Genomic DNA, 12,286 nt, shown 5'->3' on the forward strand with positions numbered 1-12,286 from the left:
ACGAAGGTACTATCATCGAAATGTTGGATAAGGGTGCTGTTGTAGCTCTTCCTTACGGTGTAGAAGGTTTCGCAACTCCGAAACACCTTGTAAAAGAAGACGGTTCACAAGCACAGTTGGATGAGAAACTTGAATTCAAAGTGATCGAGTTCAACAAAGACGCTAAGAGAATCATCCTGTCTCACAGCCGTATCTTCGAAGATGTAGCTAAGGCTGAAGAAAGAGCAGAAAAGAAAGCTGCTTCTGGTGCTAAGAAGTCATCTTCTAGCAACAAGAGAGAAGATTCTCCGATGATCCAGAACCAGGCTGCTTCAACTACGCTGGGCGATATCGACGCTCTTGCTGCATTGAAAGAACAGTTGGAAGGAAAGAAATAATCTGAATAGAATATTTTCCAATGAAAGGCGCTCCCGTTTGGGGGCGCTTTTTTTGTTTATCTACGCCTGTCTGCGTACATCTATATAATCTATGGTGAAATATTTTCGTTTCCTTTGCAAGATTGAATATGAAATACTTTATCTTTGCATACCATGGAAAAATTCGAGTTACATATATTGGGATGCGGCTCCGCTTTGCCTACCACGCGACATTTTGCGACCTCTCAAGTCGTGAATTTGCGTGAAAAGCTTTTTATGATTGATTGTGGTGAAGGGGCACAGATGCAGTTACGCCGTTCCCGGCTGAAATTTTCCCGGTTGAACCATATCTTTATCTCTCATTTACATGGTGACCACTGTTTCGGATTACCGGGATTGATCTCTACATTCGGATTATTGGGGAGAACTGCCGATTTGCATATCCATTCTCCACGGGGATTAGAAGAGTTGTTTGCACCGATGCTTGCTTTCTTTTGCAAGACTCTGACCTACAAAGTATTCTTTCACGAATTCGAAACGAAGGAGCCGATGCTCATTTACGATGACCGTTCGGTGACTGTGACGACGATTCCCTTGAAACACCGTATTCCCTGTTGTGGTTTCCTTTTTGAAGAAAAACAGCGTCCTAATCATATCATCAGAGACATGGTAGACTTTTATAAAGTCCCGGTCTATGAACTGAACCGCATCAAGAACGGAGCGGATTTTGTAACTCCCGATGGAGAAGTAATACCCAATTTACGTTTAACCCGCCCTTCGGCTCCGGTGCGTAAATATGCTTATTGTTCCGATACAATCTATCGTCCGTCCCTTGCTGAACAAATTAAAAATGTAGATTTGCTTTTCCATGAGGCCACCTTTGCACAGACCGAGCAGGCACGCGCCAAGGAAACTTATCATACCACTGCTGCACAAGCTGCGCAGCTTGCTTTGGATGCCAATGTGAGACAACTGGTGATCGGACATTTTTCCGCCCGTTATGAAGATGAATCTGTCTTACTTCATGAAGCGTCCGCCATTTTTCCACAAACCATTTTAGCGAAAGAAAATTTGTGTATTGACGTTGATGGAGGGACTGTCTATGAAAAGTAGTCGACTGTTCTGGGGAGTAATCATCCTGCTCTTCGGTTGCTTGGCAGCCTGTAAAAAAGAGAAACCTCAATCTCCGATACCGGATTCTTTGTCTTCCCTCCAGGAACTGTTCCATCCTGCTTATCAAATAAATGCAGACAGCATTCATCAGATGATTCGTTTTTGCCTGAACGAAAATCCGGTAACTCCCTGGGATTCGGTTTTGCTGGCACATTACCAGGAAAAGGATGAATTCTTTTGGCTGAACGATTCTCTCATATCCGATAAACCTGCCGTACAGGTGGCAGACTCGATGTTATTCTGGTTAGGAAACATTTCACAACATGGAGTTAATCCGAATCTGTATCCTGTCGATAGCATCCGTGAGGAATTGCAACAGATACGAACCTTGAAGCTGCGCGAAGGGAAGACAATGAACCGCCTGCTGGCAGACGTGGAGTATCAGTTAACAGCCGCCTATCTTTCGTATGTGTGTCAATTGAAATTTGGGTTCCTGCCTTCAGAGCGCAGATGGAATGATTCGATCGACCACATTCCTTTAAAACAATGTGACGTGAAGTTTGCAATGGCCGCTCTCGACTCTTTGCGTGCAAATCCTAACGCCGCTTTTCACCGGGCGCAACCCGCTTCCCCGCTTTATCATAAGATGCAGGAAGAGCTGGTTCGTGTGAATGGCTGGGGAGTGACAGATACTACGGATTATTATCGCGACCGCCTATTGGTAAACATGGAGCGGGCACGTTGGCAATATGCATTGGATAAAGGACGAAAATATGTGATAGCTAATGTGGCGGCATTTATGTTGCAGGCCGTCAACGAAGAAACAGACTCTATCCTGGAGATGCGTATTTGTGTAGGGACTGTGAAGAATAAAACTCCTCTATTGTCAAGCAGGATTTATTATATGGAACTGAATCCTTACTGGAATGTGCCTCAAAGCATAATTCGGAAAGAGATCATTCCTACTTACCGCAGAGATACGACGTATTTTACCCGTAACCGCATGAAGGTATACGATAAGAATGGACTCCAGGTAGATCCCCACAGTATTAAATGGGCGAAGTATGCAGGAAGTGGCGTACCTTATACGGTGAAGCAGGACAATAAAACAGGGAATTCCTTGGGACGTATCATCTTCCGTTTTCCCAATCCTCATTCCGTATATCTGCATGATACTCCGTCACGGTGGGCTTTTACACGGAATAATCGTGCGGTGAGCCACGGTTGCGTCCGTCTTCAAAAAGCACTCGACTTCGCGTTCTTCCTGTTGAAAGAGCCGGATGAATTGTTGGAAGACCGTATTCGTATTGCAATGGATATCAAGCCGGTGAGTGAAGAGGGAAAGAAGCTGCCCATCAGTGCGGCTTATCGTGAATTGAAACATTATAGTTTGGAACAATATATACCTTTATTTATAGATTATCAGACGGTTTATCTGTCTATCGATAATAATTTGAGGTATTGTGAGGACATTTATAAATATGATCCGTCCTTACTAGAGGCGATGAATAACCTGAATTTGAAACCATAAATAAACATACAGATACGAGAGATTATGACCCCTTATAACGAACGCGAAGTTCTGAAACTCCTTCAGGAGGAGAGTACACAGCGGAAAGGATTTGAGATGATTGTGGGGCAGTATAGCGAGCAATTGTATTGGCAAATCCGCCGGATGGTACTGTCGCATGAGGATGCGAACGATCTCCTGCAAAACACTTTTATCAAGGCATGGACGAATATCGATTATTTCCGTGCCGAGGCGAAGCTGTCGACCTGGCTCTATCGCATCGCGCTGAATGAGTGTCTTACCTTTCTGAACAAGCAGCGTGCCATGACTACCGTGGATATTGACGATCCCGAAGCAGTAGTTGTGCAAAAGCTGGAAAGTGACGTCTACTTCTCGGGCGACAAGATACAGATGTGCTTGCAAAAAGCCTTGCAGACTTTGCCCGAAAAGCAGCGTATGGTGTTCAACCTGAAATACTATCAGGAAATGAAGTACGAAGAGATGTCGGAAATCTTCGGCACGTCGGTCGGTGCACTGAAAGCATCTTATCATCATGCGGTGAAGAAAATTGAGAAGTTTTTAGAAGAAATAGATTAAACCTTTTAAATGAGACACTGTCTAATGAAAAGAGAGGAGAAAAACGTATGAAAGAAGAAGATATTTTATTGAAGAAGCTTGGAAAGGAAAATTCCTTCAAAGTGCCCGATGGTTACTTTGAGAACCTGACTTCGGAGGTAATGAATAAACTTCCTGAAAAAGAGAAAGTTGCTTTTAAGGAAGAACCTGTCAGCACATGGACAAGACTGAAACCATTGCTCTATATGGCAGCTATGTTCGTAGGGGCGGCCTTGATTATCCGGGTAGCGTCAACAGATCATAAACCTGCTGCAGCAGATGATGTAGCGGTGACAGAAGTGGATACTGAAGTAGTCGTATCTGACGAAATGATTGATGTAGCAGTGGATCGTGCCATGCTGGATGATTATTCGTTATATGTTTATTTGAGTGACGCAAGTGTAGAATGATTTATAAAAACTGATTGAATACAGAAAATGAGAAAACTTATCGCATTGGTCGTTTTGTTATGTGGCTTTATGCCTGTTCTTTGGGCTGCTGATGGATGTGATCAGCATTTATCCCGGGAGGAGTTCAGGGCAAAACAAAAAGCTTTCATTATCGAACAGGCTGGATTGAATAAAGAAGAAGCAGCCAAGTTCTTTCCCGTTTATTTTGAACTCCAGGATAAAAAGAAGAAACTGAATGATGAGTCATGGGATTTGATGCGCAAAGGCAAGGATGATAAAATCACGGAAGCTCAATATGCAGAAATCAACGAGAAAGTAGCCAACAACCGTATTGCTGCCGACCAGCTTGATAAAACTTATTTGGGTAAGTTTAAAAAGATTCTTTCAAGCAAGAAGATTTTTCTCGTGCAACGTGCAGAGATGCGTTTTCACCGCGAAATGATAAAAGGTATGAATCGTAGCAAAGATAAGGGAGACGATTCAAAGAAGAAATAAAGAAAAACAGAGCGTCTGATTCGTATGAACAGACGCTCTGTTTGAGTAAAATGGAGGCTCTGTCCGCTGGGAATAGAGCCTCTGTTTTTTTATGCCGGTAAGGAAGTTACAGTCCTTTTTTCTTTGCTTCATTCCAAATGGCATCCATCTCTTCGAGAGTCATATCTTTCAGACTTTTTCCTTCCTTGATGGTGTGCTCTTCCAGATAGTTGAAGCGGCGGATAAACTTCTGGTTGGTAAGTTCCAGTGCATTATCGGGATTGATTTTATAAAGGCGTGCCGCATTGATAAGGCTGAACATCACGTCGCCGAATTCAGCTTCCGCTTTCTCTTTATCCATGTTGGCCACTTCCTCCTGAAATTCACCTATTTCTTCTTTCACTTTATCCCAAACCTGTTCCCGTTCTTCCCAGTCGAAGCCTACATTGCGGGCTTTGTCCTGAATACGGTAAGCCTTGATAAGCGAGGGCAGGGCAGCGGGCACACCGCTTAATACACTCTTGTTTCCATCTTTCTCTTTAAGTTTCAACTGTTCCCAATTCTCGGAAACTTGTCCGGCTGTCTCTGCTTTCACCTCTCCGAACACATGCGGATGGCGGAAAATCAGCTTATCGCACAACTTGTCGCAAACATCTTTGATATCAAAATCTCCTGTTTCCGAGCCTATCTTGGCATAGAAAGCGACGTGCAATAATACGTCTCCCAATTCTTTGCAGATTTCTTTCTTGTCATCCTTCATCAGGGCATCGCAAAGTTCGTAAGTCTCTTCTATGGTGTTGGGACGCAGACTTTCATTCGTCTGTTTACGGTCCCAGGGACATTTAACACGCAGTTCGTCGAGAATGTCCAGGAAGCGTCCGAAGGCTTCCATCTGTTCTTGTCTGGTATGTGACATAAATCTATCTATTTAATTCATTTTTTTCCATTCCTGGTAAGAAATCAATAACCCTACTACTTCCGAGTAGTTCTGGCGGCCACTTTCTATCTTGTTTCCTTTCAGGTAAAGATCGTATATCCAATCCTGTACGGCTCCCACTACCGGGCTATACTTGGCAGCCCAATAGGCTTGATTATTCTTGGCTAATTCAATAATTTCCGGTCGGATGCGTTGAAAGAGTTTTGCATATTCTTCTTCTGAAAGTAATCTTTTTGCATTCCCCAATACATGCCCCAGTACAGAGAAATATCCGGAGAAACGGATACCCATCGCCTGTGAACGGGTGCAAACCTGATAGGCATAGAAATTGGCTTCCGCTTCGCTGGTGATACCTAACAAGTGGGCTAGTTCATGAGCATAAGTGGCAGGATAGTTGGCGGGAAGTAAATCTCCGTTAAGGGTGAATTCGCAGAAGAAAGGCCCCATGCTACCGGTTACTCCTACCATGGAAATGAACGGAGTAAACAACATGGTCTTTACTCTCGGATGATCGTGCGGAGGTCGGTGCACGCCCAAGCTATCACTTAACTGATTATAGATTCGTACGGTTTCTTCCCGTATCAAATCCTGGTTGATACTATTTACAGGGGTGTACGAACGATTTAATTGGGTGATATAGTCGTCAACGAACTCCTGAAAATTTTCGGGAGTGTAGGCTGTATATGGGATTTCGGTTCGTTGGTAAAAGTTCTTTTGAGAATAATTCAGTCCCCAAGCCAGATAGAACCATACATAAATCCACAACAGATATTCGCCGTCGCGCAATAAAACTTTCTTCCAAGGCAACTTTTTGCGGAGACGGGCATAAATAGGATAAATAATCACGCCCGCGATACTAAGGAAGATAAATAAGTCTCCTATCGCAAAAGGAAATAAATTGGAAAAAAAAGACAAAACGTAAGAGATAAAAGGGTAGATTGTTTGCGAATAGATTGTTGCCAGAGCAGGAATCCATTGCGTTAGCCACACCAGGATTAAGATTGCTCCTAAGGCTAAATATCTTACATTTGGCTTCTTTTTCATCATTTGTCTAATATCAGTCAACAAAAATATGCATTAAATAGACGTCGCGCGAAAAAATACCTCTATATTTGCAAAAAATCTGTTAACAATGGCTTTATAACTTGTATAATAGGGAAAGTCATTCAACATAAACCGGATAAAAGATGGCTACATCAGAAGAAATTGAAAAGTATTGCCGGAATTGCGTATCACGTGATTTCGTGAATGGTAAAGGTCTTGTTTGTAAGCGCACCAGAGAACTTCCTGCTTTTGAAGAAGAATGTGAAAGTTTTGAGAAAGATGAAGAGCTGGAAAGATTAGCCCCTCCCAAGCCGGAAGACTTCCCGGTATCTATGACAGAAGAAGAAATGCTTGCCGAAGAGAATCTCTCCAAAGGAGTACTGTACGCAGTCGCTGCCTGTATTGTGGGTGCGGTGGCATGGGGACTGATATCTGTTTCTACGGGTCGTCAGATTGGATTTATGCCCATTGCTATCGGGTTTATGGTTGGCTTTGCCATGCGGAAAGGGAAAGGAATACGTCCCATTTTCGGAATTATCGGTGCGGCATTATCCCTGATTAGTTGTGTCCTGGGTGATTTCTTTTCCATTATCGGATATATTTCCCAAGATTATAAAATGTCTTATTTTGACGTTCTGGTAAGCGTAGACTATGGAGAAATATTCTCTATTATGCTGGAAAATGTGGTGTCAATGACTGCTTTATTCTACGGATTCGCTCTTTATGAGGGGTATAAATTCTCTTTCCGTGCACAGAAACACCCCGAGGGTGGTAAGATTTGAATTTAAATTATTAATTTTGCACCCGTTATTTTAGAATATACATTATCATATATACATAAAACAATATGGAATTAGCAAGTAAGTACAATCCCGCTGACGTGGAGGGAAAATGGTACCAGTATTGGCTGGACCATCATTTATTCAGTTCGAAACCCGATGGTCGTGAACCTTACACCATCGTCATTCCGCCCCCAAACGTCACCGGTGTGTTGCACATGGGACACATGCTTAATAATACCATTCAGGATATTTTAGTTCGTCGTGCCCGTATGGAAGGCAAGAATGCCTGTTGGGTACCGGGAACTGACCATGCTTCTATTGCTACTGAAGCTAAAGTAGTAAACAAACTCGCTGCTCAAGGTATCAAGAAAACCGACCTGACTCGTGACGAATTCCTGAAACATGCTTGGGATTGGACAGACGAACACGGAGGTATCATCCTGAAACAACTTCGTAAACTCGGTGCATCCTGCGACTGGGATCGTACTGCTTTCACTATGGACGAGAAACGCAGTGAAAGTGTACTGAAAGTTTTCGTAGACCTGTTCAATAAAGGATTGATCTACCGCGGTGTCCGTATGGTAAACTGGGACCCGAAAGCGTTGACAGCTCTTTCTGACGAGGAAGTGATCTACAAAGAAGAGCACGGAAAACTATATTACCTCCGCTATAAAGTAGAAGGTGATCCGGAAGGACGCTATGCCGTAGTGGCAACTACCCGCCCTGAAACAATCATGGGTGACACAGCGATGTGTATCAACCCGAACGACCCGAAAAACGAATGGCTGAAAGGCAAGAAAGTGATCGTTCCGCTGGTAAACCGCGCCATCCCTGTGATTGAAGATGAGTATGTAGACATCGAATTTGGTACAGGTTGCCTGAAAGTGACTCCTGCTCATGACGTAAACGACTATATGCTGGGTGAAAAGTACAACCTGCCTAGCATTGATATCTTCAACGATAACGGTACATTGAACGAAGCTGCCGGTATGTATATCGGCATGGATCGTTTCGACGTTCGTAAACAGATAGAGAAAGACCTCGAAGCTGCCGGACTGCTGGACAAGACAGAAGCTTATACAAATAAGGTAGGTTATTCGGAACGTACCAACGTAGTGATCGAACCGAAACTGTCCATGCAATGGTTCCTCAAGATGCAGCATTTTGCAGACATGGCATTGCCTCCGGTAATGAACGATGAATTGAAGTTCTATCCTGCAAAATACAAGAATACCTACCGTCACTGGATGGAGAACATCAAAGACTGGTGTATCAGCCGTCAGTTGTGGTGGGGACATCGCATTCCTGCTTACTTCCTTCCGGAGGGCGGTTATGTGGTAGCTGTTACAGCAGAAGAAGCATTGGCAAAAGCGAAGGAGAAAACCGGCAATGCCGCCTTGACAATCGAAGATCTCCGTCAGGACGAAGATTGTCTGGATACCTGGTTCTCTTCCTGGTTGTGGCCTATCTCTTTGTTCGATGGAATCAATAATCCGGGTAACGAAGAAATCAACTATTACTATCCGACCAGCGATCTTGTGACAGGACCCGATATTATCTTCTTCTGGGTAGCCCGTATGATTATGGCAGGCTACGAGTACGAAGGACAGATGCCGTTTAAGAACGTTTACTTCACAGGGATCGTTCGTGATAAACTGGGACGTAAAATGTCCAAGTCACTCGGTAATTCTCCCGACCCGTTGGAGTTGATCGAGAAATACGGAGCCGATGGAGTACGTATGGGTATGATGCTTTCTGCTCCTGCCGGAAATGATATTCTTTTCGATGACGCACTTTGCGAACAGGGACGTAACTTCTGCAACAAGATATGGAATGCTTTCCGTCTGATTAAGGGCTGGACAAATGCCAAAGGTACTATTGAGATCCCTACCGATGCGCATCTGGCAGTTCAGTGGTTTGACCAAAGACTGGATGTGGCAGCTGTTGAAGTGGCCGATCTCTTCTCCAAATATCGTTTGAGCGAAGCGTTGATGCTGGTTTACAAACTGTTCTGGGATGAATTCTCTTCTTGGCTGTTGGAAATCGTGAAACCTGCTTATGGACAGCCAGTTAATGGCTTTATTTATAGTATGGTTCTTAGCTCTTTCGAGCGTCTGCTTGAATTGCTGCATCCTTTTATGCCATTTATCACAGAAGAGTTGTGGCAACAACTGCGTGAGCGTGAACCGGGTGAAAGCCTGATGGTTACTCAACTGTTTAAACCGGTTGGAGCGAATGAACAGTTCTTGGCAGATTTTGAAGTAGCTAAGGAAATCATCAGTAATGTCCGTAGCATTCGTTTGCAGAAGAACATTGCTCTGAAAGAAGAACTCGAATTGCAGGTTGTAGGCACTCATCCGGTAGAGAAATTGAATCCGGTGATTATCAAGATGTGTAATTTGTCTTCCGTAACAGTGGTAGAAAGCAAATCGGAAGGTGCTTCTTCTTTCATGATAGGAACGACCGAATTTGCCGTGCCATTGGGTAATATGATTGACGTGGAAGCCGAAATCGCTCGTATGGAAGCCGAATTGAAGCATAAAGAAGGATTCTTGCAGGGAGTGATGAAGAAACTTAGCAACGAGAAATTCGTCAATAATGCTCCGGCTGCCGTTCTTGAACTGGAACGTAAGAAGCAAGCCGATGCAGAGAGCATCATTAATTCTTTGAAAGAAAGTATTGCGGCTTTGAAGAAATCATAATCCTTTGATACTTAATTTTATATAATAAAGGGCATCTCAATTCGTTTTGGGATGCCTTTTTTTTGCACTAAAGAAATTAATACTATCTTTGCTTCCGCTATTTATAGAATACCACAAATGAAACAATCGTTACGGATCATTCCATTCTTCCTTGGATTATTCCTTTTTATTGAAGGATTCTTATCACCTGTGTTAGCCCGAACCGAAAATACAAATAAAGAAGTACTGGTTTTAAACTCGATTAATTTCAATCTGCCTTGGGCTAAAAACTTTTATTGGTGTCTTCATGATGCTCTTCAGAAACAAGGAATTTCTGTGAAAGCGGAATCGCTTTCCGTACCTGCTCTGGTCAATGAGATGGAGGCGAATGCCGTAGTCATCCATTTGCGTCAGAAGTATCCGGAGCCTCCCACTGCTATTGTGATGATTGGAGATCCGAGATGGATTGTTTGCCGTGAATTGTTTGATGATGTATGGAAAGATGTCCCAGTGGTTGTGACAAATGCCCGCGATCGCCTGCCTGCTTCTCTGGATATCTTGCTGTCTCATGCTCCACTCACAGAAAGTAACAGTGTTTCTGCGGAAGAATGGAGACGGGAATATAATATCACTTCCTTGAAGCAGCATTATTACGTCAAGGAGACCGTAGATTTAATTTATAAACTGATACCTGACATGGAACGTCTGGCTTTTATTTCAGACGATCGGTATATCAGTGAAGAAACCCGTGGAGATGTGAAAGAAGCCGTAGAGGAAAACTTTCCTGATTTGCGTCTGGAGCTTCTTTCCACCACTCAATTATCCACGGAAATGCTACTCGATACGTTGCGCAGCTATAAATCTAATATGGGGATTATCTATTACTCGTGGTTCGAGTCGCATAACGAGAATGATAACAACTATCTTTTTGATCATATTCAGGAAGTGATTGTCAATTTTACCCCATCTCCATTGTTTTTACTTTCTCCCGAAGACTTGTCGAATAATACTTTTGCAGGAGGATATTACGTTTCGACGGAATCGTTCTGTAAATCTTTGCTGGAAATACTTGATCGTGTCTTGGATGGAGAGCAGGCACGTGATATTCCCGGTGGGGCGGGAGGAGAAGGAAGTGCCAATCTCTGCTATCAAGTGTTGAAATCCTACAATATACCTTCTTCCCGCTATCCAGACGATGCGGTTTATGTCAATGAGCCCAAAACTTTTTTTCAACAGTATTACGTTCAAATACTTTCCTGTTTATTCTTTTTGTTGATTTTGATTGTTGCTATCATATATTATATCAGCATTCTTCGGAAAGCATATAGTCGCCTGCATGAAGCAATGGAAAAAGCGGAACAGGCCAATCAACTGAAATCCGCCTTTCTGGCTAATATGAGTCATGAGATACGTACCCCCTTGAATGCTATTGTAGGGTTTTCGAATATGCTTCCTCATGTCGAAAACCGTGAAGAAATGTCCGAATATGTAGAACTCATTGGAACAAATACGGATTTATTGCTCCAGTTGATTAATGATATTCTGGATTTGTCGAAGATTGAAGCCGGTACATTCGATTTCTATCCTGCCTTGATTGATGTGAACCAGACGCTTGAAGAAATCGAGCAAAGTATGCAGCTACGTCTTCGGCACAATAATGTGACTTTCACATTTGCGGAGAGACTGTCCCAATGTACATTGTATACGGATAAGAACCGTTTGATTCAGTTACTTGCCAATTTCATTGTTAATGCCATCAAATTTACAGAAGTGGGTACCATTCGTATGGGGTATCGTCTGATGGACTCCGAAACGATTTATTTTTATGTGTCGGATACTGGCTGTGGAATGTCTTCTGAACAGTGTATCCATGTCTTCGAACGGTTTGTGAAGTACAATTCCTTTGTGCAAGGTACCGGACTGGGACTTTCTATCTGCCATACGATTGTAGACCGCTTGGGAGGGAAAATAGGAGTGGAGTCGAAAGAAAACAAAGGATCTACTTTCTGGTTTACCTTACCTTATCAGCAGAATTAATGCTTTACTTTTCTCCAATCTATCAGTAGATAAGTTGCTATGCTCTTATTGCAAACTTCCTTTCCCTTATTGGATAAGTTGTCTTTGACTAAGAAGAAACTATAAACGCAAGTTTTGATTGTATAATTGCAAGTTGCATTTATATAACCGAAACTTGCAGTTTTATAAATGAAGCTTGCAATTATAGTTTTCTCTCGGTCAAAAAGAAGTTTGGCAGTAGGGGAATGTAAGTTTATCCCTAATATAACGGAAGTTATCTATTAGTACTTTAGTAAATAACGTGAGTTCGACATAAAATCAAAAGATAGTAAGTTGCCCGTCATTGAT

11 protein-coding genes are annotated in these 12,286 nt (G+C 42.8%); 9 read left to right on the forward strand and 2 right to left on the reverse strand.

The features are described from left to right. From ACT8YW_RS18810 to ACT8YW_RS18835, 6 genes are all read left to right on the forward strand, one after another. On the forward strand, positions 1 to 377 hold a 377-nt coding region (locus tag ACT8YW_RS18810; protein WP_444106753.1), incomplete at its 5' end, for a S1 RNA-binding domain-containing protein. A gap of 153 nt (positions 378 to 530) precedes the next feature. Continuing rightward, entirely contained in the window at positions 531 to 1,469 is a 939-nt protein-coding gene (locus ACT8YW_RS18815; protein ID WP_444106755.1) for a ribonuclease Z, read from the forward strand. Further along, on the forward strand, positions 1,459 to 3,000 hold the full coding sequence (locus tag ACT8YW_RS18820; RefSeq protein WP_444106757.1) for a L,D-transpeptidase family protein: 1,542 nt from the start codon (positions 1,459 to 1,461) through the stop codon (positions 2,998 to 3,000). The genes ACT8YW_RS18815 and ACT8YW_RS18820 overlap by 11 nt, the downstream gene beginning before the upstream one ends. A gap of 24 nt (positions 3,001 to 3,024) precedes the next feature. Next, positions 3,025 to 3,576, forward strand: coding sequence for an RNA polymerase sigma factor (locus ACT8YW_RS18825; RefSeq protein ID WP_444106759.1), 552 nt, complete (start codon positions 3,025 to 3,027; stop codon positions 3,574 to 3,576). A gap of 47 nt (positions 3,577 to 3,623) precedes the next feature. Beyond that, on the forward strand, positions 3,624 to 4,004 hold the full coding sequence (locus ACT8YW_RS18830) for a hypothetical protein (RefSeq protein WP_004301846.1): 381 nt from the start codon (positions 3,624 to 3,626) through the stop codon (positions 4,002 to 4,004). Positions 4,005 to 4,031: 27 nt separating this feature from the next. Then, entirely contained in the window at positions 4,032 to 4,499 is a 468-nt protein-coding gene (locus ACT8YW_RS18835) for a hypothetical protein (protein WP_444106761.1), read from the forward strand. Between the two features lie 106 nt (positions 4,500 to 4,605). Here ACT8YW_RS18835 and mazG read toward each other — a convergent pair whose 3' ends face one another. Then, the gene (gene mazG, locus ACT8YW_RS18840; RefSeq protein ID WP_444106763.1) at positions 4,606 to 5,394 is read right to left on the reverse strand and encodes a nucleoside triphosphate pyrophosphohydrolase; all 789 of its coding nucleotides are present in this window, start codon (positions 5,392 to 5,394) and stop codon (positions 4,606 to 4,608) included. Between the two features lie 12 nt (positions 5,395 to 5,406). Further along, a complete protein-coding gene (locus ACT8YW_RS18845; protein WP_004304636.1) occupies positions 5,407 to 6,462 on the reverse strand; it encodes a DUF3810 domain-containing protein in 1,056 nt (351 codons plus the stop codon). Between the two features lie 140 nt (positions 6,463 to 6,602). On the opposite strand from ACT8YW_RS18845, the gene ACT8YW_RS18850 reads away from it, so the two are divergent. From ACT8YW_RS18850 to ACT8YW_RS18860, 3 genes are all read left to right on the forward strand, one after another. Continuing rightward, on the forward strand, positions 6,603 to 7,241 hold the full coding sequence (locus ACT8YW_RS18850) for a hypothetical protein (RefSeq protein ID WP_444106765.1): 639 nt from the start codon (positions 6,603 to 6,605) through the stop codon (positions 7,239 to 7,241). A 65-nt stretch (positions 7,242 to 7,306) separates the two neighbouring features. Beyond that, positions 7,307 to 9,943, forward strand: a complete 2,637-nt coding sequence (locus ACT8YW_RS18855) for a valine--tRNA ligase (RefSeq protein ID WP_444106767.1) — start codon at positions 7,307 to 7,309, stop codon at positions 9,941 to 9,943. A 117-nt stretch (positions 9,944 to 10,060) separates the two neighbouring features. After that, a complete protein-coding gene (locus tag ACT8YW_RS18860) occupies positions 10,061 to 11,959 on the forward strand; it encodes an ATP-binding protein (RefSeq protein ID WP_444106768.1) in 1,899 nt (632 codons plus the stop codon). Positions 11,960 to 12,286: the final 327 nt, after the last annotated feature.

This window comes from Bacteroides sp., from assembly GCF_052357945.1.
Classification (GTDB): domain Bacteria; phylum Bacteroidota; class Bacteroidia; order Bacteroidales; family Bacteroidaceae; genus Bacteroides.